The organism is Azospirillum canadense (genome assembly GCF_025961225.1).
Lineage (GTDB): Bacteria > Pseudomonadota > Alphaproteobacteria > Azospirillales > Azospirillaceae > Azospirillum > Azospirillum canadense.
Genome location: NZ_JAOQNG010000008.1, coordinates 56,025 through 80,039, shown reverse-complemented (window position 1 = coordinate 80,039; position 24,015 = coordinate 56,025). Strand labels below are relative to the sequence as shown.

At 66.3% G+C, this 24,015-nt stretch carries 21 protein-coding genes; 8 read left to right on the top strand and 13 right to left on the bottom strand.

What is annotated here, in order from left to right:
- Window positions 1-56: 56 nt before the first annotated feature.
- The 3 genes from M2351_RS34255 to M2351_RS34245 are packed head-to-tail and all read right to left on the bottom strand — an operon-like array spanning window position 57 to window position 3,529.
- Window positions 57-1,973 carry a protein kinase domain-containing protein gene (locus M2351_RS34255; RefSeq protein WP_264660495.1) on the bottom strand — a complete coding sequence of 639 codons (1,917 nt, stop codon included), beginning with the start codon at window positions 1,971-1,973 and terminating at the stop codon, window positions 57-59.
- Between the two features lie 2 nt (window positions 1,974-1,975).
- The gene (locus M2351_RS34250; protein WP_264660494.1) at window positions 1,976-2,809 is read right to left on the bottom strand and encodes a PP2C family serine/threonine-protein phosphatase; all 834 of its coding nucleotides are present in this window, start codon (window positions 2,807-2,809) and stop codon (window positions 1,976-1,978) included.
- A 9-nt stretch (window positions 2,810-2,818) separates the two neighbouring features.
- Window positions 2,819-3,529 (bottom strand): vWA domain-containing protein, encoded by a 711-nt coding sequence (locus M2351_RS34245; protein ID WP_264660493.1) that lies wholly within the window; start codon window positions 3,527-3,529, stop codon window positions 2,819-2,821.
- A gap of 276 nt (window positions 3,530-3,805) precedes the next feature.
- Here M2351_RS34245 and M2351_RS34240 point away from each other — a divergent pair, with 276 nt between their 5' ends.
- Together M2351_RS34240 and M2351_RS34235 are read left to right on the top strand one after the other, a co-directional pair.
- On the top strand, window positions 3,806-4,057 hold the full coding sequence (locus M2351_RS34240) for a hypothetical protein (protein ID WP_264660492.1): 252 nt from the start codon (window positions 3,806-3,808) through the stop codon (window positions 4,055-4,057).
- A gap of 419 nt (window positions 4,058-4,476) precedes the next feature.
- Window positions 4,477-4,629: a hypothetical protein gene (locus M2351_RS34235; protein WP_264660491.1), complete on the top strand. Its 153-nt coding sequence runs from the start codon at window positions 4,477-4,479 to the stop codon at window positions 4,627-4,629.
- Window positions 4,630-4,681: 52 nt separating this feature from the next.
- Here the strand turns inward: M2351_RS34235 and M2351_RS34230 are convergent, their stop codons facing one another.
- Window positions 4,682-5,653, bottom strand: a complete 972-nt coding sequence (locus M2351_RS34230) for a tyrosine-type recombinase/integrase (RefSeq protein WP_264660490.1) — start codon at window positions 5,651-5,653, stop codon at window positions 4,682-4,684.
- The gene (locus M2351_RS34225) at window positions 5,650-6,192 is read right to left on the bottom strand and encodes a hypothetical protein (protein WP_264660489.1); all 543 of its coding nucleotides are present in this window, start codon (window positions 6,190-6,192) and stop codon (window positions 5,650-5,652) included. The genes M2351_RS34230 and M2351_RS34225 overlap by 4 nt, the downstream gene beginning before the upstream one ends.
- Before the next feature lie 336 nt (window positions 6,193-6,528).
- Here M2351_RS34225 and M2351_RS34220 point away from each other — a divergent pair, with 336 nt between their 5' ends.
- The 5 genes from M2351_RS34220 to M2351_RS34200 all read left to right on the top strand — a co-directional run bounded on the left by M2351_RS34220 (window position 6,529) and on the right by M2351_RS34200 (window position 10,346).
- On the top strand, window positions 6,529-6,825 hold the full coding sequence (locus M2351_RS34220; RefSeq protein ID WP_264660488.1) for an HNH endonuclease: 297 nt from the start codon (window positions 6,529-6,531) through the stop codon (window positions 6,823-6,825).
- A 464-nt stretch (window positions 6,826-7,289) separates the two neighbouring features.
- Window positions 7,290-8,309 (top strand): replication initiation protein, encoded by a 1,020-nt coding sequence (locus tag M2351_RS34215; protein ID WP_264660487.1) that lies wholly within the window; start codon window positions 7,290-7,292, stop codon window positions 8,307-8,309.
- Between the two features lie 43 nt (window positions 8,310-8,352).
- Entirely contained in the window at window positions 8,353-9,000 is a 648-nt protein-coding gene (locus tag M2351_RS34210; RefSeq protein WP_264660486.1) for a ParA family protein, read from the top strand.
- The gene (locus M2351_RS34205; RefSeq protein WP_264660485.1) at window positions 8,987-9,739 is read left to right on the top strand and encodes a hypothetical protein; all 753 of its coding nucleotides are present in this window, start codon (window positions 8,987-8,989) and stop codon (window positions 9,737-9,739) included. Before M2351_RS34210 ends, M2351_RS34205 begins: the two co-directional genes overlap by 14 nt.
- Before the next feature lie 148 nt (window positions 9,740-9,887).
- Window positions 9,888-10,346, top strand: a complete 459-nt coding sequence (locus M2351_RS34200) for a bacteriohemerythrin (protein ID WP_264660484.1) — start codon at window positions 9,888-9,890, stop codon at window positions 10,344-10,346.
- Between the two features lie 194 nt (window positions 10,347-10,540).
- Here the strand turns inward: M2351_RS34200 and M2351_RS34195 are convergent, their stop codons facing one another.
- Together M2351_RS34195 and M2351_RS34190 are read right to left on the bottom strand one after the other, a co-directional pair.
- A complete protein-coding gene (locus M2351_RS34195) occupies window positions 10,541-10,939 on the bottom strand; it encodes a holin family protein (RefSeq protein WP_264660483.1) in 399 nt (132 codons plus the stop codon).
- A 158-nt stretch (window positions 10,940-11,097) separates the two neighbouring features.
- Window positions 11,098-11,565: a structural protein gene (locus M2351_RS34190; protein WP_264660482.1), complete on the bottom strand. Its 468-nt coding sequence runs from the start codon at window positions 11,563-11,565 to the stop codon at window positions 11,098-11,100.
- 154 nt (window positions 11,566-11,719) lie between these two features.
- Here M2351_RS34190 and M2351_RS34185 point away from each other — a divergent pair, with 154 nt between their 5' ends.
- On the top strand, window positions 11,720-12,007 hold the full coding sequence (locus M2351_RS34185; protein ID WP_264660481.1) for a hypothetical protein: 288 nt from the start codon (window positions 11,720-11,722) through the stop codon (window positions 12,005-12,007).
- A 17-nt stretch (window positions 12,008-12,024) separates the two neighbouring features.
- Here M2351_RS34185 and M2351_RS34180 read toward each other — a convergent pair whose 3' ends face one another.
- The 6 genes from M2351_RS34180 to gpJ all read right to left on the bottom strand — a co-directional run bounded on the left by M2351_RS34180 (window position 12,025) and on the right by gpJ (window position 24,014).
- Window positions 12,025-12,546, bottom strand: a complete 522-nt coding sequence (locus tag M2351_RS34180) for a hypothetical protein (RefSeq protein ID WP_264660480.1) — start codon at window positions 12,544-12,546, stop codon at window positions 12,025-12,027.
- A 61-nt stretch (window positions 12,547-12,607) separates the two neighbouring features.
- Entirely contained in the window at window positions 12,608-12,994 is a 387-nt protein-coding gene (locus M2351_RS34175) for a hypothetical protein (RefSeq protein WP_264660479.1), read from the bottom strand.
- Window positions 12,995-13,059: 65 nt separating this feature from the next.
- A complete protein-coding gene (locus tag M2351_RS34170) occupies window positions 13,060-13,320 on the bottom strand; it encodes a hypothetical protein (RefSeq protein ID WP_264660478.1) in 261 nt (86 codons plus the stop codon).
- A complete protein-coding gene (locus M2351_RS34165; protein WP_264660477.1) occupies window positions 13,317-13,832 on the bottom strand; it encodes a tail fiber assembly protein in 516 nt (171 codons plus the stop codon). Before M2351_RS34165 ends, M2351_RS34170 begins: the two co-directional genes overlap by 4 nt.
- Complete coding sequence (locus M2351_RS34160; RefSeq protein ID WP_264660476.1) at window positions 13,822-14,238, bottom strand: hypothetical protein; 417 nt, start codon at window positions 14,236-14,238, stop codon at window positions 13,822-13,824. The genes M2351_RS34165 and M2351_RS34160 overlap by 11 nt, the downstream gene beginning before the upstream one ends.
- Window positions 14,239-14,243: 5 nt before the next feature.
- On the bottom strand, window positions 14,244-24,014 hold the full coding sequence (gene gpJ / locus M2351_RS34155; protein WP_264660475.1) for a TipJ family phage tail tip protein: 9,771 nt from the start codon (window positions 24,012-24,014) through the stop codon (window positions 14,244-14,246).
- Window position 24,015: the final 1 nt, after the last annotated feature.

The window sequence follows — 24,015 nt, the reverse complement described above, 5'->3', positions numbered from 1 at the left end:
GTCGGTTGGTGCCCGCGGCGCGTCACAGCGCCAGGCCGGCGACGTTGCCTTGCCACCTATTGGACGCTACGTAGATCGACCTCTGCCTGCGCGAGTTGGCGTGCGGCGGCTTCGACCTGCTGGCGGAGCGCCACCATGGCAGCTTGGCTCTGCGCACCAATGGCCTGCAGTTCGGCTGGCCCGCGCGCAAGAGCCATCTCGATCTCCTGCTTCCTCTTCAGGATATCGGCTTCGACCTTGCTGATCTCGGCCGGATTTACGCCCTGGTTCGGATCAAAAACAAACCTGGCCGTCACAGTCTTGTGCCAAGCCATGATCCGGTTCGTGAGCGCCGGGCCGAAACCGGGAATGTTCAGAATCCTGTCCCGCTTGACGTCCGCTGCGGTTTCGATCCCGTATGACTGCAGTGTCACCTTCCGGCCGTCGCCGATGCCCGGTATGGTTGCGGCATTGATGCGGAAGCGGTCGAGGAACGCCTCGAGCTGCTTGGCACGCCGCCCGTTCTCAAGGCGATTCAGCCGCTGCCTGCGCTCCTCCGGAAGACGATCGTACTCGGCCTTCAAGCATTCCAGTTCACGGAGCTTATTGGAGAAGCGAACGTCTCCCGTTGCTTCGTACCAGCGCTGCCTCATGTCCTCGTAGACGCGTGAGGCATCGCGTTGTGCGGCGCGCAGCTTCTCGATGCCATCTGAATCGGACGAGCCAATTTTCCAGCCGATGAAGGCAGCGGCGATAACGATGAGTATCCCACCATGTTTGTCGGCCGGGCCGAGGCCGATAATGAAGCCCGCGATGGCGACTAGCCAGCCGATGAGCTGCCTGCCCCTCGCCCTGGCCCTCACAGCCCCGGCTGATGAAGACGGCTGTGCCTGGAAGCTGGACGGCGCCGCCAACGGGGGAGGCTGCGGTGGGCGAATAGCTTTGATCTGCTGCCACAGCGCCGAGACGTCGAGGTGAAGAACGGTGCCGGTAGCCTGAGCAGCCGTGATCGTGAAGAACAGGAAGCCGGACTGGCGCTCGACCGTGCACCAGGGGCAGGTCGCAAGAGTCTGCAGGTACTGGTGGGCCGGATTAGCCTGGCATTGGCCGAGCCCTTGCATCAGCGCCTGTAGGCCAACACGCCATTCAAGCGCGGTCGGCCGAAGGGGCGTGACCGCGGAGAATGCGCGCTCGAACAACGGGGCGACAGGCCCGGTCGCCTCAAGGGGGATGGTTCCTGGAGGCTGCTTCATCAGACGCGACGCTGCTCCGGGGCCGTAGGCGAAGCGCCCTCCCTTGATGGCATCCTCCAAGGGCATCTCGCCCTTCCCGAGATAGCTGCCGGAGTATGGATGCCTGCCCATGAACAGCAGCTGGAACACCATGACAGCAAGGCCGAAGGCGTCGTGGTTCGCCGTGCGTCGGGTCGTTCGGAAGGAAATGTCCTGTAGTTCCGGAGGCGTGTGCGTTGAAACGCCAACCTCACAGAGGTAATGGCGCCCGTGGGCGTGGACCTGGAAGGAATCGCAGTCGATAAACTTGACCGTTCCCTCCGCCGATACGAGGAGATTGCCGTGATTCACGTCGCCGATGACGTGCCCGTGCTCGTGCACGGCCGCGAAGGCTCTTGCCACGTTCGCCGCGGTGTGAATCAAAAATGGCCACTGAGCGTCCGGGAACTCCTTCTGGCGGCTCTTGGGCCCGTAGAGCAGATGGACGGGCTTGTGCCCGTCGACCTTGGCCATGAGGAGACCGACCGCTTTGCCACCAGGCCGATCGAACAGCACATCTGTGGGCCACGCACTCAGCTGAAGCAACGCAGGCGTTGAGATTTCGGCCATGTGGGCGAGTTTGGTAGCCTTCTCGTCGGTCAGCGGCTGGTGGTAGATTTTGGCCACGAGCTTGCGATGATCGAGCACCTCGAAAACGTTGCCCTCGCCGCCGGTTCCGAGCTTCGCTCCCAGCGGGATAGCTTGGCCGCGACGGTCGAACATCCTCATGGTCCTACGGCTTCCGCGTCCCGTCCCCCGCATCCAATGACGTTCGGTGGTTGCCGGCGGCTCGCCAGGATGAGGCTCTTGTCATCATCCGTACGACCGTTGACCCGAGGTGACGAGAGGAACTCCTCCAGCGGGTCGCTGAGATTTGCTACCGCGTCCTCCGGAGCTCCTTCTAGGGTTCCGAAGAGGGGATCGAAGAACGGCCGGAACGCGCTCCGATCGGCGAACGACAGGGCCAACATTTGGAGACCGTCGCTGAACATTGCCAAGCGGTCGATGCGTTCCTCCACGGCACGGTGGGCGATCCGGTCGCCCGCGGTCAAGTCGGTCGCGAAGAACGTTACGTTCGCGAACTCGCCCTGCTGGGGCCAGACCGCCACCTCCATGGCGTCGGGTTCCTGCGCGGTCGAGAAGACGATGGCGCCATCTCCCACCTGGAGAAACACGGCGCGGCTCTCGGAAACAACCGCTCCCAGCAGCGTGCACGCGAGTTCGCGGGGAGAGCACTCCATCGCCTCGGCGCGGACAGCGATCTCGGCGGAGAACCGGCGCAGCCAGTCACGGGTGAAGTCTGGTGTCACATCTGCGACAGAACCGCCGGTCTCAAGCAGCGCACGGAGCTCATCCACGAAGAGCGAGCAGGCGAGCCCGGACCCGATGTCAGAATGCGCCGCGCTGCCCGCGCCGTCAGAAACGACGGCGACGAGCGTCTCACAGCCCTCGTCGTCCAGGAGTGTCACGCATACACTGGCATCCTGGCAGGGACGCCCGTCGCGCAGATGGCTTGTCCCGGCTGCCGAGGTCGAAACAGACCGCCACGATAACGACATAGCCCACCCTCAGGCAGTCGATGCCCAGCCGTTCGGCGTGACAGGATTGGAAAATGCGACAACCTCAGCCGTGTCCGATCCGTTGCCCGGATTGGACCGCGAGACCGAACCAAGGGACGAGGACAGCCAGGAGAACAGGTCGCGGAACCGCACCCCTTTCAGCTTCAGCGGGTCGCGCGTGGCGATCTGCGACAGGATCTGCATGTTAGCGCCTTCGACGCCTACAGCGAAAAACATGAGCTTCTTCGTGGCCTCCCCCTCCCGGATCCGGGTGGCGGCATTCGCCCACGCATCGGTCGGTGCTCCGTCCGTCAACAGAAAGACCCAGGGACGGTAATAGGACACCCCGTTCTGCTTATACACAGCCTTGCGCGCCTCAATCATATCGAGAGCCCGCTCGATAGCAGCGCCCATAGGGGTGTCGCCGGTGGCGGAGAGATGGGGCGGCTGAAAGACATCCGCAGTTGTAAAATCAGTGACGGTCCGCACCGGCCCAAAGCCGACGATTCCCACCTCGACGCGCTTCACCGCCATAGGGTCCGCCATGAGCTCATCCTTAAACGCCACGAGACCGGCATTGAGCTCCGTAATCGGTTGGCCGCCCATCGACGCGGAGGTGTCGAGCAGCAAGACGCAGGGGCAACGCGGCTCCGGATTTTCGGCGAACTCCGCCAACGCGAAGCCTGTAGCCTGGAAAGGCACTTGCGGATCGTAGCTCATGGACCTTGGCAGGAGATGTGGCGGACATCCGGAGTATACCTCTTTCGATTTGCTCCGCCACTATCATCATCAACCTCGGATCAACAAGATGGCGCGCCGGCTGGGTATGCGCGGCCGTAGGCTCACCCCTGCCTATCGCTGCTGTCTTGCAACTATCCCAGCCCCACGGATGAGCTCATCGTGAGGTTCTGGCCATTGGTCGCGCGGATGCAGGAGGATCGGAGTATTTGGCTGCGCGTAGCGTAACCACGGGTTCTCCTCTTGGGACGGAATGCGGTGTACGCGTTGATGCTCTTCCCTTGTTACGACGCAACCCACTGCGCATCGGATGAGAAGGCGTTTCAACTCCCCTATCTGCTGCCACTCATCGCCATTCCTCAGTCTCACCCATGTTTGCTGGACAAGGCCTGGGAGATCCTCCAATCGATGGACGTGCTCGTGCTCAATCCCTATGCCTCCCCAATCCTTTCTCCCAAGAAACTGCGCAAACTCTGCAAATTGTTTTCCTTGCGCATCCCTGCCATGTGACACGCCTTCCCAGGCATTTTTTATCCGGTAGTAAGCCGCAGCGCTCCAAAATTGACACCCAACTAGCTTACCTCCAACCTCACTAGCTTTCCATCCTAGATGGCATATCAAACCACTCAGCTCTGCCCATTTTCTTCGATCGAAGTTTGCGGTTAACAGTTCTATGGCTGGAGGAGGAACATTCGTCACTCCTTCACCGACCAGAAGTCTGAGCCTGAGAATGGTGGCTATTGACCGCATATCCTCATTTCGTTCCTCTTCGCCAAACGCGCAAGCATACACATTAACCATGCTCCATCTCCCCGCCCTGTATCTCTTGAGTTTACCCTGCTCAGGCGTTGCGTTGAGACGTCTCAGCGTGTCTCGACAGGATTGTTTCTCGATATCTGAGACAATGCCATCCCAAGGTCTATCGCCGAATGGAACGTTTCATCGAATGCGAGCGGCCGTCTGCGATCGCGAGCACGGGGCATCTGATCGAGCACAAACGCACCGAATGTGAGCACGACGGCGTCACCCGCCGCAGTCAATCTGAGCAGAATTTGGTGATGATTGCGAGCGCCTGCACGTAACGAAGAGCCCCGGACACATCGCAGATCACCGTGCGACAGCCCAACGCCCTCGTCACAGCACCAGCCCCGCCACGTTGTCCTGCCAGAGCTCGGCCTCGCGGATGTAGGTGCGGGCGACGTCGGCGCTCTTGTGCCGGGTCTGCTTCATGATCTGGTGCAGTTGGGCGCCTTGCGCGGCGGCGGCGGTGGCCAGCCCGGCGCGCAGGCTGTGCCCGGAGAGCAGCGCCGGATCCAGGCCGATGCGCCAGGCCGCCGCCTTCACGACGTCGGCCACGGTGCCGGGGTGCAGGCCGCGCTCCAGCACCCGCCCGGCCTTCGAAACGGCGCGCAGCAGCGGCCCCGGGCCATCGCCGCGCACGGCGAGCCAGGCGTCGAGCGCGGCCACCGGGCAGGTCGCGGCGCTGCGCCCCTTCGGCACGGCGACCTCCTGCCCTTCCCCGCCCTGGTCGGTCTTCGAGGCGCGGATGAGCAGCAGCAGGCCGCGTTCGTCGCGACGGACGTCGGCGCGCTCGAGCGCGACCAGTTCGCTCCGCCGCAGCGCCGCGGCGAATCCCAGCAGTAACAGCGCGCGATCACGGGCACCGGCCGGCGTCCCTGGCAACGCCGCCACCATGTCCCGGAGTTGCGCCGGGCGCAGCGGGGCGGCTTGCCGCGGCCGCGAGCCGTGGACGCGGGCGACGCCGGCCAGGACGGCGCGCAGCCGGGCGTCACGGGTGTCGAGCGGCGTGCCGATGGCGCGGTGGTTCGCGGCGATCGCCGCCAGCCGCAGCCGCAACGTGCTCATCTTGCGGCCGGCGGCGGCCTCGTCGGCGAGGAACAGCGCCACCGCCGCCGGGTCGTTCGCCCACGGATCGAGGGCGCGCGCGGCGCACCAGCCGACGAAGGCGTCCCACGCGGCGCGGTAGGCGCGCGCGGTATTGGCCGCGCGGGCCTGGGCGGCGTAGGCGCGGGCCCGGTCAACGGAGCGCTCGAGAGCGCCGGACGCCGTTGGCGGCGCCGGGGGCACAGGCACCGGAAGCGTCATGCCGGCGCGTCCGCACAGTCGGCCGCCGTGGTTGGATCCCGCAACAGGGCGGCGACCCCGTGATAGCGTTCCGGGATGAGCTCGCTGGAATGGCACGCTTTTAGGCCTTCGAACACCAGGTAGACCGGGAAATCCTTGCGCAGCGCTCCATCCCGCTTCCGCGTGGTCTTCCACGTCTCGATGCGCGTCTTCACGAGGGCTTCGGCCTCGGCGACCGGCAGAAACGCCACGCGGATGTCGCCCGGCCCGCCATTCGCGACCAGCGCCACGTGCGTCGCCCGCGGTCCGGGCTTGGTGTTGAACGCGCGCCCGCCCGCCTTGGCGAAACCCTCGGAATGCGCGGCTTGCGCCATGTGCCGGTAAGCGCCCGACTTCACGGAAATGCGGTACTCGGTGCCGTCCGCCGCCCAGGCGATGATGTCGATGTTCGGGGTGTTCTGCTCGACGGCGTTGACGTTCATGCTGTGCAGACCGGCGGCGGTGAGCAGGTAGTCGACGTACTTTTCGGCGGCGCGGCCGTTCTGGGCGGTGTCTGCCATGCGGGCTCTCACGGGGGCGGGGTGGACGACGGACGCGGAGCGGCATTCTGCCAAGCTTCAGCCCCGCTGTCATCCCTCATCAGCCGCGATAATCCGCCTTGTCGCGGCTAATCCGGCGGCCGGAATTCGGGCGCGCCAGCGGTCCAACCGCCCCAAAACGGAGCCGCTCCAGCACGCCCCTCCGCTCTCGGAAGTATATTCTCCAATTTGTATCATTGGGCAATCGGCCGCGCCTCCCGCCGGCGCTTGACGCCCAGTCCCTGCCTCCCCATTGTGGAGACACACCGCACCGCCCGCGTCGGACGACGCCGGCCTGCCCAACGAAGGAGACCGAGCATGTGTTTGCTGTGCGCCATTCCCGTCCCCTGCTCCGCCGATGTTCGCAAATGGCTCGCTTGGAACAGTGTCCCGACCCATCCCGACTTCCCGTTCGGCGACTGGAAACTCGACACCGATCAATACTGGATGCATGTAACCGACCACGGTGACCGCTCCTCCCCTCACGGCTGGGAGATCGATCACATCCTTCCCCGCGCCTTGGGCGGCTCGGACAGACCCTGCAATCTGCGGGCGCGCCATTGGTACGGCAACGTGCGGGCCGGGGCTGCCGTCCGCGGCTTGCTGGACGACTGACGCGCGATACCGGGGCGCCTCGCCAAGCGCCCCGCTCTGCTGCCGCAACACGGATCCGACAGCCGCGCGACGCCCCACCTGTCGACATGTCCGAATTGCCGAGTCGCGTCCGAGTCGCTGGCGCTGCGGGCTTCGGCCCCTCCTTCTGTCCAAATGTCCGAAAAGGCCTTTTCCTGGATTCCTAAGATTCCTCTAGATTCCTAGGGAGCGATTCACGCTGTAGAATCAAGAGGCTGCGAGGCAGGTTCGGACGTTTGGTCGGGTGATTCGGACATCCCGTCAGCCTCTATCGGACAGTTGGCCAGCCACTACCGGACATCTCGTCAGGGCTCCGGCCTTTTTCGGACGTCTCGTCAGGCCGCACGGCCGTTTTCGGACATCTCGCCAGTGACATCGCATTTTCGGACATTTTGACAGGCTTTTCGGACTTGCCGAATCACCGCTTGTCCGAAGAAGATGGCGGCATGAGCGCGAACAGCCCGGTCAAATACCCCAGCCAGTTCCCCAAATCGACTGGTGCGGTGGAAATCAGCGAGCCAGAGGGCAGCCTGACCCTGGCCGACCGGCGGCTGTTCAACCACTTGCTGGCCGCGGCCTACCGCGATCTGGGCAAGGTCGACGCGCACACTGTCAAGATGTCCGAAATACGGTCGTTCGCCGCCGCGGCCCGGGACGGGATCGAGGACACGAGCAACCGGCGCATCAAGGCCAGCATCACCCGCCTGCAGCAGACCATGGTCCAGTTCAACTACCTGGATTCGTCGCGCGGTGAGGTGTGGCGGTCGTCCCAGCTGCTCGGTGAATGCGAGTTGGTTGAGCGCACGGGCGAGTTGACCTACAGCTTCCCGAAGGGGCTGGCGGAGCGGCTGATCGAGCCGGCGCTGTACTCCTACATCTCCCTGAAGGTCGTCTACCAGTTCGAGTCCAAGTACGCGCTGATCCTGTACGAGATCCTGAAGCGCTACGCCGACCGCAACGCCGAGGCGCCGTTCTGGCCTGTCAAAACGTCCGAATTGCGCGACCTGTTCGGCTGTCGCGACAAGCTGAAGGACTGGAAGGATTTCAACGTCCGGGCCATCCAGCCGGCGATCGAGGAGATCAACGATCTCGCCGAGTTCCGCGTCCGCATGTCGGAGCGCCGCGAAGGGCGCGGCCGCGGGGGCGGAAAGGTCGTCGAGGTGACATTTTGGATCGACCGCAAGGACCCCGCCGCCGCGGCAGCCGCTGCCCGTGAATTGGATAAGGCGCGCGTGCAGCGTCGCGGCGAGCGGAAGATCAAGGTCGAGGAGCAGGAGGAGGCCCGCCTGGTGCGGCTGGCCCTCGCGTGGATGCAAGGAGCCGACATTCAGACCCGCATGCGGTGGGTCAAGCACGCCGAGGCCGCGGGCGTTGCGCTGCCGAAGGGAGCGACCGCTCCTGAAAATCTCGCCAAATGGGTTCCGGTTGTCGCGGCGGCCATCGCCGAGACCGAAAACCTCCGCTGACATCCGGCTTTCCAATACGCTCGCCACCACAGGGGAGACCTTCATGCCAACGATTGCCATCGCGACCACCAAAGGCGGTGCTGGCAAAACCACGCTCACCATGTGCCTGGCCGACTATCTGCGGCGGGCCGGAGCGTCGGTGCGATGCCTGGACACCGATCCGAACAAGAACCTCTCGGCGTGGGCGCACATAGCGGGTGAGATCGAGTGCCGCGGCGTTGGCGAGGACGATGTGATCAGCGCCGTGGACGAGGCGAGCGCGGCGGTGGACTTCGTGCTGATCGACGTGGCCGGCGCGCAGGCGAAGGCCCTCGTTTACGCCATCGGCGCCGCCGATCTTGTCCTGATCCCCGTCCAGGCGGACAACAAGGATCTCGGCGAGGCCCTGCGCACCCACGGCCATGTAACGAACGCCATCGCCATGGCGCGGAAGCACAACCCCGCCGCTTCGATTGCGCACGCCGCGGTGATGATGCGCGTCAACCCACAGGCCAAGGTGACCAGCCACACCCGCGGGCAGCTCGCGGCGCTCGGCGTTCCGGTGCTCGACGCGCAGCTGCCGCAGCGTGCCGCCTACCAGGGGGCCAGCTACACGGGCTCGCCGCTGGATGACATGTCCATCCGTGAGGACGTGACGGCGGTGGTTCGGGAAGCGCTCGCGATGCTGGAGGACGCCCATGCCGCCGCGTAAGAGCCAGGCCGCGGGAATCGACGTCGACATCGTGAAAAAGGCTACGCGGAAGAAGGAGCTTCCGCCGGTGTCGAAGGCCTACCTGGAAACCGCGCTCGCGCCGCTGGCGTCGCAGATGCCGAGCCAAGCGGTGGCCGCGTCACCGGTGGCGTCCGGGGAGGTGCTGCCGCCGCAACGCGACGAAACGCCGGCTATTCCGGACAGATTTTTCAACGTTGAACAATTCGAGGAGCTGGCTGTCGACGCGTGGCAGCGCGGGAAGGCCGAGGCCGTGCGCCTCGGCAAGATCATCCGCGTTGGCCTGAACAGCTTCGAGCATGGCGCGGTGATGCAGGCGCTGGACCGTGTCGCCGCCCTGGTGGGCGAACACCCGTCCAAGCTGCGCCGGCTGATGCGCGTGGCAGAGGTGATCGACCAGAAGCTTCTGCCTGGCAAGCAGGAAGAGTGGGAGAGCGAACCCGCTAAGGCGGACGCGGCGCAACGCTTGCTGAAGAAATTGTCGGCGTTCGGCGATGAGGCTGTCGACAAAGCGGTGGCCGACGGCATTCTGAGCCCGACCGCCACCGTCAAGGCGATGGACGCCTATGGGAAGGCGCTCCGGAGCGCGACGACGGCGGTGACGGTCGGCAGCCAAGAGGACGCCGACCGCGCCGAGCTTGCCCGCCTCGAGGCGGAGCGGGCGCGCCTGGATGAGCGCATCGCGGCGCTCCGCGCCAAACTGGAGACGGTCCCGACGTAATCGGGACCGTTCCACTCATTGTGGACACCGCCATGGCCTGTGGCAGGCCGGGTGCGGCAGCCTGACGCAGGCCGTTCGGCAGGCAATTCATTTGCGTTCAAAACAATTCTCCGCTATCTGCCGGCGCATAGGCCGTGCAGGAATCACCATGTCAGAGTCACTCCTCCCCATCCCGCTCGTTGGTATTGACGCGATTGACGCCGAGCACCGCGAGTTCGTGCGGCTGCTCGACCGCTTCAACGGCGAGGGGACGCCCGACGGCGAGACCATCGGCCAAATGCTTGCCGAGACGCTGCTGTACACGGAGACCCACTTCACCAATGAAGAGATAGTGATGCAGGAGGCCGGCTATCCTCTCCACGCGGACCACAAGGCCATGCACGACCGCGCCGAAGCCGAGATGCATCGATTGGCCGAGGACAAGGCTTCCGAAGAGGAAATTCGTCACGTTCTTGGCCGTTTCATTCTGAATTGGTTCCTGCTGCACATCCGGAGCGCGGACCAGAAACTGGCGAACTGGCTCCAAGAAACTGGGACCGAGTACAGGCCGAGCGCGATGGAGCCGCTCACCACTCCGTGCATCACTCGGGTCAGGTCGGCGGCCTGATCTGGTTGGGCACTGGGCCACTCCGCTGCCGAGTGGCCCGTTGTACGACTGCCCTTTCCGGCCCGGGTAAGCTAATCACCCCGGCCACCTACGCGTCTTGGAATAGAGCCGCTCCGCCTCGTTCGCCTTCCACGCGACGAAGAGGAGGCCGGCTGCGAAGCCGATAATCAGCCCCGCAGCAATTCCAAGCGCAGTCATTTTGCCACGCCCTTGACCTTCTCGATCGTCCTGTACGCACCGATGCCGAGCATCGGGAACAGGAGGGCGAGGAGCGTCTCGGTGTCGATCTGCGGCAGGCGCGTGCCGGGCGAGTAGACCGACAGCGTCCAGCCGACCAGTGGATAGGCGATGGTCTGTACGCCCAGGCCGATCGCGCAGAGCCACCCGACGAAAGGACGCCAGCCCGACACGAACACCGACGGGTTGGCCGCCTCCGCGGCGTTCACCTGCAGCTGCGCCGCATCGCTCGCAGACAGCACGTCGATGAGCTTGGTCTGCATTTCGGCCGCCGCCTTGGCCTGGGCCTGCGGATCGGGGATGCGGCCGATCAGGTCCTGGATGATCGGCATCAGCAGGGGAAGAAGTTGGAGCATAAAGCCCTCCTTTCGGGCATGAGAAAAGCCGCCGAGCGGGCGCCGGGCGGCTGGTGGATGACGCTTGGGTGCGTTACGCTGGGACCGGTTCGCGAAGACGCTTCGGGCGTTAGTGGCGGGGGAGCTTGGCTCAGCATGCACACGCCGCGAACCGCCCCCTACGCCCCCACCAGGCCGAGCGCCATCATGGCGGCCCGGTGATACTGCTCAGGGCTATACCAGTCGGCCGGACAGTCCTGCGGGGTCCGGCCGTTCTCGTGAGTGACGATGGCGCGGGCCATACCGATCAGCGTCTCCGGAAAGCCCCAATCGACCGGTGCGTCCGGATCGACACCGAGGCGGCGGGCCACCGTGTTCACGTAGGCGTTGGTGTCGTTCTCCTTCGGCGGGGCCCAGCGGTTGATCGCCTGCCGGATGGTGACGATCCGCTTCCCCTGCTCGTCCGCCTTCCTGCGGTAATTCAGCAGCACCCGCATCAGGGCGCGCAGGCCGTAGACCGGATCGTCGAACTGGCAGAAGGCCGCATCGCCCTGGGTGGCGGACAGGCCTTGCCAGTCGTCGCCGTGGCGTAGGTTGCCGGGGTTTCTATTGCGGATTCCGCGCGGCAAAGGCTTCGGTGCGTACATTGTCGATGACCTCCTCTCGGGCATGAAAATGGCCGCACGCGGCGGCCGGGTTGATGTCTTGTCGCGGGGCGCGGGCGACGCCCTGACCGTTGGCCTATGGCTCCAAGGCCACCTTTGTCTTGACAGTCTCAGCAGACCAGCGAAGCTAGACCTCATGATTCGCTTATCCGCCCTCGCCGCTCTCATCACTCTGGCCGCCTGCACAGGCCCGCAGTCGATGCCCGCCCTGTCCGGCATGAAAGACGGCCGCCCGCTCTGGACACTGAGCGGACTGTCGGACAACAACCAGGACCAGATGCGCCGTGATGTTGACCGATACACGACCGCATCTTGCGCGACGAAGCCGGAGATCGTGAACGTATCGGCGGTGCCGAGCGGGATCACCTCGGCGTTCCTAAGGTGGAACGTGATTTACATCTGCGACACGGCCAAGGTGCCATGAACGCCGGAGCGCTGTGATTAGAGGGCGCCGGCGAGCGCGGCGCCGACGCCAAGGCCGGTCAGAAACTCGCCCCACTCCGTTGCGCAGGTCAGCCGCCAGTGGAATACTGGCAGATAAAGGCCGAGTAGGTAGGCGACTGCTGCCCACGCGCCGATGATCGGCAGCCACAGCGCGGCCGGATGCTCTGGCGCGAGGGGCAGCGCGATCAGCCACATACGCGCGGCCCAGGCCGTTGCCATATAACCCATACGCTCGGCGCGATTGATGCCAGCGAGTCCGTCGTCGACCGGACCCGACCACGCCACGGCCAGGTTTTGCCCTGCCCCATGTGGGATCACTGCCATGCCAACATAGGCGAGCGCCCCCGACGCCATGGACGGCCATGCCGCGCCGGTGAGCGCGTACGAGACAGCGCCAACGGGAAATCCCCAGAACAGCACGCGGGCCCCCGTCGTGCCGAGCCAACTGTGCCATTGGCCGCGTTCCCGGCAGGCGCAGGCCAGCAGCAACGCAACAGTGGCGATGGTGAGTGTGTTCATGCGTGTCCTCCATAAAAAATCCGCCCACCGGCGGCCAGGGAGAGCAGCTTGGCGCGGCAAATCATCCGGCGTCGGCCGCTTCGCGCGCGGGGCTCTCGTCGTCCGGATCCTCGGCCGTGGGCGCCGGCGGCACGTAGACCGGGATCACCGGCGCCGCGGCGGGCAGCACCGGCCACTCGACCGGCCCGGCCATCAGCAGGCGCGTCACCGCCGGCGGCAGCTCGTAGGCGTCGGCGAAGGCGGTGCGCTCGGAGTTGCTCAGGCTCGACAGCGCGGCGGCGGCCAGCGTGGCGATGCGGTCGCGGGCGCTGTGGCCGATCGCGGCCATCGCCACGGCCGCGTAGAGCCAGTCGCGCTTGACGGCGCCGTCGGCGTCGAGGTGGTCGCCGGCCTTGTAGGCGGTGTCGATCAGGCCGATGAGGGCGGTGCACAGGTCGGGGCTTTGCATGGCGATTCTCCTTGGGTGCGGGCGGCCGCACGATGGCGGCCGGATTGGTGTCTTGTCGCGGTGGATCAGGGCGTCAGCTTGTCCCAGCCCTCATCCTCTTCGATGTGCGTGCGGCAGTGATCCGGTTGTCCGGTCAGCAGACGGAACAGGGCGTCGACCAGCCACCGCAGCGGCGCGGTGGCGGTCCGCCAGCGCGGCCCATAGTCGCCGCGCTGCGCCTTGCCGAGACGGCTGGAAATCGTCTCGTCGGCCGCCCCGCCGGTCAGCGCGCTCGCGAGCTGGTCGACGGCGACGGCCAGGTTGAGCAGGAAGGCGCGCGGGGTCACAGCGCCGCCGCCGCGCGGAAGAAGGCGTCGACCTCCGCCGCCGTCATGCCGCGGGCCGTGCCGATGGCGACCGACAGCGGGTGAGCGCGTTCAAAGGTCGTCGCCCCACTGAGCAGCATCTCGGCGGCGAACTTCTGGTCGTCCGGCAGGGCGTCGAGGATTCCGGCGAGCGCCGCCGGAATGGCGCCGGTCTTCACCGCGGCCAGAGCCTCGGCCTGCGAGATGATGCCGACGGTCGCAAGCTGCTGGAAGAACTGGCGATCGCTGATGCTGGTGGGGACCGGCGGTGGCGCGGGCGACGCCTCGGTCGGCTGCGCCGGCCACACGACGGCGGTCGGGTCGGAGAAGGTGTCGGTGAGATCGCGGAGCTGCTGGCGGTAGGCGCGCCAAGCCTCCTTGAGCGCGGCGTCGAGCGGCGCGTCGGGCATCTGCGTCCAGTCGCAGGCGACGAGCAGCTGGTCGCGCCGGGCGCGCACGCCGCTCCAGTCGGCGGGGGCGTTGTTAATTCGCATGGATCGTGACCTCCTGGCGCTGCGCGGGAAAGGCGTCGATGACGAAGCGGTGGTCGCCCGGGTAGACGGTCGTGTATTCGAGCACGCCGTCGTCGATGACGTGGCGGCCGAGCGGTGAGTAGACGACGGTGCCCGGCGGGATGCCGCTGATCGTCGCCACGTCGGATCCGTCGGCGCGGATCGTCGTCGTGTCGACGGTGAGGTCGAGGAGCGGGCGCTCGCGCGCCTCGCCGCTCGCCGGGTCGACGTACTGCGTCGCGCTGTCAAGCACGCCCAGGTAGAGCGGCACGGTCTGGAGCGGCAGCCCGGATGGCGGCAGGGTCAGCGTGCCGAGGACGCGGCCGGTGGCCGCGTCGTAGGGGCTGACCTGGATGGTGACCTGGAGGGTTTCCGTCTCGTCGCTCATGCTCATCACCGTTTGCAGGCCATATGATAGATACCGCGATTAGAGACCCAGACGTTCGGCGAGCCGGCGCCTTTGCCCTTCGCCGCCATGATCTTGTATCGGACGGTCATGCCGGCCGGCGGGTAGTCGACGGCAACCGCCGTGAAGCAACCGGCGTTCGACGGCCAGGAGGTGCCCACCGCGAGGTTTTGCAGGAAGATCGATTGGCTGGTGATGCGCGTGATGTTGTTGCTGTCGCCCCAGTTCACGCGCTCGATCCAGCCGGCGCAGTTGTTGTTGGTCGACGACCCGCCGTCATCAATGCGCGCCACGAACGACCCGACGAGAAGGACCGGCGAGCCGTCGCTGACGAAGTCGGCCGTCGAGCCGTACCACCACGCCGCCGGGTTGTCGGTGAAGACATTGCCGACCCAAACCTCCTCCGGGTAGTAGCCGGCCGAGGGCACCGTCACCGCGTTGCCCGCCAGCTTCAGCGTGCCCAGCTCGGCGTTGCCGATCAGATTGCCGGTGATCGTGCCGGCGACGATGCGGTTGGCGTTCAACGTGCCGGTGCTGATCTGGTCGCCCAGGATGGTCGTCTGACCCGCCGGAGCCCACGGTTGCGGTCCCGTCGCGTTGATACCGCAGACGCCGAAGAAGACGTAGGCAACGAACATGTAGCTGTTCGCTTGGCCCGAGAAGGTGTTGTTCTTGCGGATCACCGGTTCCGCGTAGGCCGCGTTGCTCGGTGCGGTCCCCTTGACCCACAGCCGCTTCCACCCCGACAACAACTGCCCGCCTCCGGCTTCGGCGTTGTTGGTGCAGGCCGCCGTGAGCGCCGTGGTGCCAAGACCATTCCCCGCCGAGTCATACCAAGCGATGTAGAGGTTCCCAGAGCAGCGATGATTGCCGGTATAGGCCGAGAACTCGTAGGTCTGCCCAGGTTCGATGGGGAGCCGGGGCCACCCGGCGGCGGCGTTCGGGTGTCGGTAGTAGGCATCAAAGACACCTCCCGACGTTCCGCTCAGTTGCTCGATGTAGAGCGCGTGAGAACCGACCGGGAACCATCCGGGCAAATCAATGCCGTAGTTATGGGGAACGCCATTGTTGGTGCCAGTATACTGCCAACCCCAGGTGCCGCCCGCGAAGTCACTGTTGACCAGCATGTTCGCGGTGGCGAAGGTGGCGAGCGCCGACACGCCGAGCGAGCCGGCGGCGATGCGGTCGCCCGACATCGTCCCGGCGATGATGCGGTCGCCCTGGACGCTGTTGGCGGTGAGCTTGCCGCCGTCGATGGTGGTGCCGTTGAAGTAGCCGTCGAGGCCGTTGGTGCCACCGACCAGGATCCGGCCGGGCTCGATCGTCGTGAACGGACCGGAGCCGGTGGAAATCCCGAAGACGTTGCTGTCGCACCACAGCGTCGACACCTCGGCCGGGACGGTGCTGTTGCCATCCTTGCGCATTTCGAGGCCGTTGCCCTCGCCCAGCCCGCCCCAGCCGATCAGGGCGTAGGGGTAGCGGTTGGCGTCGGCGGTCTTGGCGGCGCTGGAGGCGCCGATGCGCTTCAGCGCGGTCAGCAGGCCGTCGTCCGCAACCCGATGGGCGTCGTAGCTGGCGATGAAGATCAGGCGGTCGCTGCCCTGGGCGTTCAGCCAGTTCATCATGTCGCCGGCAAGGCTATAGTTGCCGTAGAGGTCCCAGGAGCGGAACTCGATGAAGGCGTGCGTGCTGCGGTCGAACGCCCAGGCGTTGAGGCCGCGCGTCAGGTTCTCGCCGCGCCGCGCGTTGTTGATGTAGACGCCGTTGGTCGGGCCGGCCGTGACGTTGTTGCTGTGCCCGACGACGCGGATTGCGTCCATCTTCGCGAAGCCGAGCGCCAGGCGGTCGCCGGTGATCGTGCCGGCGGTGATCTTGTCGCCGGCGATGGTGCCGCCGGTGATCCGATCGCCGTTGATCGTGTTGGCGCCCATGTGGTTGGTGGTGATCGTCCCGTCGACGATCAGCTCGCCGCCATACAGCCGCTTGACGATGGCGCCGCCGAAGAACCACCGGCCGGTCGCCGTGCTGCCGATACGGTAGAGCAGACGGGCAAACGCCGCGTTGGCTGGAGCAACGAGCGTTGCGGCGATTTCCTGCGGGCCGGTGTTCCCCACCGACTGGTCCCAGTTGCCCGCGTTGTAAATCCACTGCCCGTCCCAGGTGAGCCAATCCACATAGATCGTCGCAGTCCCCGTCGCCGACCCGTTCCTCTGGAACATGCCGGAGATGCGGTAGGATTTACCCGGCTCGACGCGAAAATTGCCGGAGGCGACATGGCACCAGTCGTTTCCAGGCATATCCACCTGGAAAATCCGCGTGGCCCGCCAGTCACCCGTCGCGTTGACCCTGGTCAGCGAGCCATTGGCGTTCCAGTTGCCCCACGACATTTCGTCCAGGTTGTTGTCCGGGACGAGGTTGGTCAGATCGCCGAGCGCCAGCTTGGTCGCGGTGATGCTGTTCGCCGCCAGCTTGTCAACGGTGACCGCGCCAGCAGCAATGGCATTGGCCGTGACGGAGTTCACCGCCAGCTTGTCGGCGACGATGGAACCGGTGACCAGGCTCGCGCCGGAGATCGCGGTCGAGCCGCCCGGCTGCCAGGGTTGGGGCTCCGTGGCGTTCGCGCCGCAATACCCGTAGAAGGGATGCGTCCAGAAGGCCCAGCTGTCGCTCTGCCCGGCGTCGGTGCCGCTCTTGCGCATGATGAGGCGCACGGTCGCGGCGTTGCTCGGCACCTGGGCCTTGACCCAGAGGCGAACCCAAAGCGACAACTGCTTCCCGTTCGTCCCCGGCGTGGTGCAGGGGGCAGACGGAATTTCCGTGATGTAGTTGCCGTTGGCGTCATCGAAGATGAGCAGCGCCACCACGGAGCAGCGGTGCGCGAGGGCGTAGAAGCTGAACTCGACATACTTTCCAGGCTCGACGGGAACGCGCTCGGAGAGGCCGCCGACACTCGGGTGCATATACTTGTAATCGATGATCCCAGCACCGCCGCTGGTCTGGTGGACGAACAGCGAGTGCCCACCGACCGGATACCAATTGGCGTCGGGACCATCCTGACCGAAGTCATGCGGGTTGTTGTTCTGGTTCCAGCTGAGATTCCAATAGGTCTTGCCGGCGGACAGGTCCGCCCCGGCCATCAAGTTGCCGGTCGAGAAAACGGCGAGCTTGTCGACCGTCAGCGTGCCCGCCGCGACCTTGTCGCCGGTGACCGCGAGCGCGCCGATCTTGTTGGCGGTCACCGCGCCATCGACGATTAGCTCGCCGCCGTTCAGACGCCGGCAGTAAGGGGCCGCGACCGTCGCCCAAACGTTGGTGGCGCTGGTCCCGCCACGGCGGATCAGGTGGAAGCGAGCGCGGCGAAGATCAGACGGCGCCGTCCAGGTGAAGGCGTAATCGACAAGACTGCCGTTCGGATACCAGAAGCCGAGGCGATACCAGTAGTCGGTCTCTTCGTTGTGAACCCACATCTCGATGGAGATGTCGCTGGAGTTCGACCAGCCCTGGAACCCGAACCGATACTGGTCCCCAGGGATCATCGTGAAGGGTTGCGAGCAGATGTTGCCTTCGTAGGAGCGGAACTCGTAGCCGTAGGCCGTGCGCCACCCCGAGACCGCCGCCAACCCGACGCGGCCCGCAGCGGGTCCCGCCCAAGTGCCGGCGTAAACCCAGGAGTTGGCGTCCAGGAAGGCGTTGTCCGGGATCAGGTTCTCGGCGTCGGAGATGACGATGTGCCGGGCCGAGATGGCGTTTGCCGCCACCTTGTCGCCGGTGATGGCGCCGTCCACGATCAGCGAGCCGGGGACGCACTCTTCCAGGCGGAGGTCCTGGACCTCCATGTAGCCAGCCGCGCCGGAGCCGTAGTTCAAAATGAACAGCGGGCTGATGGTCTTGACGTTGCTCGGGATCGGCAGGTCAGTCCCGGCGCCAAAGCGGCCGACGTAGGTCGTCCAGCCCGTGCCGGGCGTCACCGCCGACGCGGCGTAGAACCACTGGCTGCCACCGCGGCCGCCGTTGCCGCCGCTGTCCAGGTTGTTGCCTTGGAAGTCGAACGCCGCGACGCCCATGTAGAAGAGGCCGGTCGCGTCGGAGGACCGGCGCGCGAGGCAGCGCACCCGGTAGGACTTTGTCGGGTCGACCGCGATGCGCTGCCGGGCATACATCCACGTCCCGTTGACGTGGCCGCCCAGGGAGCGGACGACGTTGTTGCCGGCCGCGCCATCGCTCACCATCGTGAAAAGCGCCTGGGCCGATCCGCCGTCCCAATACTGCCACGCCGAAATGTCCAGCAGGCTCGGGTCGGCGTTGAGCGCCGCGCCGGTCGAGGCGACCAGCAGCTTGCTGGTGGTGATCGCCTGGGACGCGACATGGTTGGACTGGATCGTCCCGTCGACGATCAAGCTGCCGTTGTTCTTCATGCGGACGGTTGGATGACCGACCGCCATGTAGTTGACGGACTTCCGGTAGCAGACCCGCGCGTAGAAGGTGTTCGCCGGAACCGTGAAGGAGCCGGAGATCGTGGAGTTGTCCGGAAACGGCTTGGAGGTGATCAGCTGGGCGTTGGAGAGGAAGCCTCCGTTCTTGTCGAGGAAGTCGATGAACAGGTCGACCAGGCCGGTGTTGTTGGTCGTGATGTAGGACGACACATAGTATTCGCGCAGAGGCTCGACCTCGAAGCGCGGCGAGTAGTGCCATTCGTTGGGCTCGACGCGCAGCGCGCCGTTCGGTCCCCAGTCGGCGCCCCAAGTCGTGAGCAGCGACACCGGCTGCCCGCTCGCGCGATACCAGCCGGCGGCGTTGTCGTCGAACAGATTGTTGGGCACCAAGTTCGTGAGATCGGTCACGCCGATCTTCGACGCCGTGATGGCCCCGGTCTGGATCTCCCGCGCCGAGATCACGCCGGCCGCGACGGTGCCGGCGGTCACCGCGTTGGTGGCGATCTTGCCGGCCACGACGGCGCCATCGACGATCATCGAGGCGGTGGCGGCCTCGCACAGCTCCACCTCGGAGACTTTGGCGACGCCCTTCCAAGGCGCGGTGCCGTCCTGGAAGACCACGAGTTTCAGGAGCGCTGTGTTCGCCGGGACGACGATGGTGCTTTCCTGAACACTCACACCCGTTCCGGCCGGGCTCGCTCCCCAGGACACCGAGGTCATGGCGAGGAAGTTGTTGGCATTGTCCCAACACTGAACCCCGGCGTAGACCGTCTGCGTGGTGTTGGTCACCGCACCGCGGGCGCGGAAACGCAGCGTGCGGTTGGCCCCCGCGTAGGGTAGCGCGGGTGACCAGACGTGCCTGCGCGCGGACCCGGTGTAGGACCCATCCCACAGGACGACGTAGGAGAAGGTGCCGAGTTCGTTCGCGTTGGTAGTCTTCTCGAAGAACCAGCCGCCCGCGTCCGGCGTCCAGAAGGACTGGTCGAGGAACAACGGATCGGGGCACAGGTTGTTCGGAACGACGGCCAGCTTGGAAGCGACCACCGAGCCCGCCGCCAGCTTCGGCGTGCTGATGGCGCCGTCGGTGATCTGGGTCTGCGTGATCTGCCCGGTGATCTTGCCGGCCGCCATGGTGGCGTTGGTGATGTCGCCCGACAGCTTGGCGGCGTCGATCCCGGTGCCGAGCTGGCTGTTGGCGATCTGGCCCTGGAGCTTGCTGACGTTGATCTGGGCGTTGGTCAGGTCGCCCGTGACCTTGGCCGCGCTGAGCCCGGCGATCTGGTTGTCGGCGATCGTGCCGGACAGCTTGCCCGTGCTGACGCCACTGATCTGGCCGTCACCGATCTGGCCGGAGAGGTTGCTCGCGCTAACCGCGTCGACCCACTTCGCGCCATCCCAGGTGTAGAGGCGGCCGCCGTAGCTGATCGTCGTCGCGCCGCCGCCGAGGCTGCCGTTGTTCAGGTTGCCGGCGGCAAGCGGGTTGGCGGTGACGGTCTTCACCGGCTGGGCGTCGGACGCGAAGCTGCCGGCCGACAGGGTCGCGGTCGTCGCGCTGTACGGGCCGGTGAAGCCCGACGGGTTGCCGCTGATATCGAGCGCTTCGAGCCAGTAGTAGCGCGTCGCCCCGGCGGTGTTGACCTCGTGTGTGAAGGACGAGGCGTGGCCCTCCCAGACCAGCGTCTTCGTCGCGGCGTCGCTGCTCGTGTTGGCCCAGACGCGCACCTGGTCGAAGTCGGCGTCGCTCGGGTTCACCCAGTCGACGCGGATCGCCTGGAATAGCGCGGTCGTCTGCACGCCGGTCGGCTTGGCCGGGCCAACCGCGTCGCCGGTGACGCCGAGCACGACCTCCGCCGACCAGCCCGAGGTCTGGCCGAGGAAGTCCTTGGCGCGGATCTTGACGCCGTAGGTGAAGCCCGCGCGCACGGTGAGCGCGTAGGCCGTCGTGTTGCCCGCCGGAATGCCGGTCGGCGTGGCGGCGTTGCCCGGCCAGCCGGCGGTCAGCCCCTCACGCACCTCCAGCTCGTAGCCGTCGAGGTCAGATTCGCTGTTGGCGGTCCAGGTGATGTTCAGGCGCGTCGACAGCGTGCCGTCGGCCAGCGGCGCGTTGTTCTGCGCCAGGGCCAGCCCGGTCGGCGTCGCCGGCGCCCCGGCGTCGAAGTCGCCGGCGACGATGGCGCCGGTCGTGACCGCGGCCGGGCCGACGAAGTTGCCGAAATTGTCGCTGGCGTCCTTGGCGCGCAGCCACAGGTACCGGCGCGCGTTGGCCGGCAGGTCGGTGATCGTGTACTGCGACAGGAAGGTCGTGGTGACCGGCGTCGCCGGCCGGGCGCTCGTCGCCGAGACGTAGACCTCAACGCCGGCGAAGTCGTCGTCGGTCGGGTTCGTCCAGGACCAGTTGAGCAGGCGCAGGCCGGGCGAGGCGGTCAGGCCGGTCGGGTCGGCCGGCGGCGTGGTGTCGGCGACGACGGTCAACGGGAACCAGGCCGACCAATCCGACTTCTGGCCCTTGACGTTGACGGCTCTGACACGGACGTGCGTGTAGCCGGGCCCGCGCGAGCCCGTCCACTCGTAGCTGTAGGACGTGCCGGTGGCCGGCATCTCGAAGCCGCCCTGCAGCGCGGCGCTGCCGACCATGACGATGTAGGAGCTGACGCGCTCCTCGACCGGGTTGGCCGCCCAGTGCACGTCGACCTTACGCCGCACCGTCGTTTCGCCGAGGTTGTGCTCGTTCAGCGTGGCGTCGCTCAGCGCCGGGGCGCTCGGCTTGGTCAGCGGAATCGCCGAGGTGATGACGGCGTCCGCGGTGTAGGCCGAGGGCTGGTCGAGCAGATCGACCGCGCGCACCTTGACGTGGTACTCGGTGCCGGCGTCGACCCACCAGGTCTTCACCGTGTCGGTGGTGCGGTCGACCGTCCACTCGGTGTCGCTGGTGCGCTTGTGCGCGACCTCAAAATGCTTGATGTCGCTGTCGAAGCCGGGCACCCAGGCGGCGCCGAGCGCGACCAGCGTCGTGCCGGCGCGCTCGTCCTCGTAGACGCTGGTGTTCAGCGTCAGCTGGGTCGGCGTCTGCGGCGGCGCGGCGAACTCCTCGTCCGTCGCGGCGACCGTCGACGACGCCATCACCCAGCTGGAGCCGCGGTTGTCCTTGGTCAGCGAGCGGACGCGGAAGCGGTAGCTGCCGATCTCAAGGTCGTTGATCTCGTAGCTGACGGTGACGATCTTGCCGGCGTCGACCCACAGGCCGGACGGCGTCTCGTACTGCACCTGGTAGGCGGACACGATGGCGCTGTTCGGCGGCGACCAGCTCAACAGGAAGCGGGTGCGCAGCCCGCCCGGCACCGAGTAGGTCTGCTTGGTGACGGTGACGTTCTGCGGGGCCGGAACTGCGTCGCCGGTGGTCAGGCGCGTGTAGGCCAGCGGGTCGATCTTGAGGCCCAGCTCGATGCGCGCGTATTTGGTGCTGTCGTGCTTGAGCGCGGTGATCTTGTAGAGGTGCGCCTCGCTCTGCTGGTTGGCGACGACGCGCCACAGCGACGACGATACGTCGGTGCCGACCAGCGCCCACACCTTGCCGACCTCCGGCGTCATCGAGTAGGGCGTGTCGAGGTCGAGCGTCAGCAGCGTCTTGGCCTGCCCGTCGGTGACCACCGGGCGGGACTCGACGGCGCCGGTGGGCAGCATCACAGAAAGCTGATAGCTGTGTCCGGCAGCCAGATCGACGGGAGCGTCGAGCGTGACCCGGTGCGCGTCGGTGACGCCCGCCAGTCGTCCGCCGAAGCGCACGCCGGCCCGCACCGGGTCGCGGATCTCCACGATGTCGCCCGGTTTCACGTCGGCGTGGTCGAGGGCGGCTGTCCAGGTCGCGGTCTCGGTCTCATAGCGTTCGCTGTTGAGGACCCACAGACCCTGGCGGCGCGCCTGGCCGCGCGAGGTGCAGCCGTAGGCCGTCACGTCAGCCTGCCGCCAGCCGTAGAGCGCGATCAGTTCCGGATCCTCGACCAACTCGACGGCCGGCTTGTAGCCGTCGGCCGGGTCGTACCATGTCACCGCGACGACCGAATGGCGGGCCTTGAGCGCCGTGCCCTCGTAACTGATCAGGCCGTCGATGACGTTGGCCGGCGTGACCAGCTTCGCCGGATCCGCCGGCATGTCGGCGGCTGCGTAGACCGTGCCGCTCGCCCAATAGAGCATGCCGCGGAAGCTCGATGCGATCGACTGGAGGACCTTGTAAGCCTCCTCCCGCGTGTTGAGGACGCACGAGCAGCGGAAGCGCGGTTCCGTGCCGCCGAAGCCATCGGGAATGCTAGCGTCGCAATATTTGGCGATCTGGTAGAAGCTGCCCTTATCCGGCGCCAATCCGCCGAACACCGCGCCGAGGCCCGCCCGCTCATCAGTCAACAGGTCGTAGAGAACCCAGGCCGGGTTGTCGGTCACCGCCAGTTTGAAGCTGCCATCCCAGATACCCCCCGACGTTCCGGGCCCGCTGATCGCGTATGTGCGGGCGACCGGGTCGTAGTTGGCCGGCACGCGGATCTTGCGCCCCCACACCTCGTAGGTGCGGTCTGGAATGCTGGAGCCGAACTGCTTGGCGTCGATCTCCACCGCCATCAGGGCAGTGTCGGGGTAGACCAGCCAGCTGTCGGTGATCTCGGTGTAGCTGACGACGTACAGGTCGTTGCGCAGCGTGACGGTCGTGGAGTCCGGCGTGAGGCGCCGGACCCGGAAATCCCACCGCCCAGTCGCGCCGGCCGGCTTGCTCACATAGACAGCCTTGGGGAAGGTCGACGTGGTCTTGCCGCTGATGGTGTCGTTCAGGACCTCGGTCCAGGCGCCGCCTTCCGGGCGGGTGTCGATCGCGTACTGGACCGCCGCACCATGCAGGTTGCCGTTGCTGGTGTCCTGCTGCGTCAGCGCGTCGACGGCCATCGTGACGCGCAAGCGGTCGATGGTGCCATTCTCGATGGTCGTGATGAGCGGACCGGGCGAGCCCGCGACGGTGATCTTGCGGTTGTTGAGGTTGACCTCGTGCTCGACGTCGCTGAACCCGGCGACCGGTGCCTGCCAGGTCGTGCCATTGCGCGACTGCCACGAGACGCCCGCGAAATTGTAGGTGCCGTCGCTCGCCTGCAGCGGCGTGCCGTTGATGTAGATCGACTTCGCGCCGTCCACCAAGCCGCCAATTTCGCCCTCGGCGATGACGTCGAGGAAGCGGGCGATCGTGTTGGATTGCAGGTTGTTTGGATCCTCGACGGCGCCCGCCCCGGACGACCCGCCGCTTTTGCCGCCACCGGCGCCGAGGATGCCGCGTAGATTCATTTCCGTCATC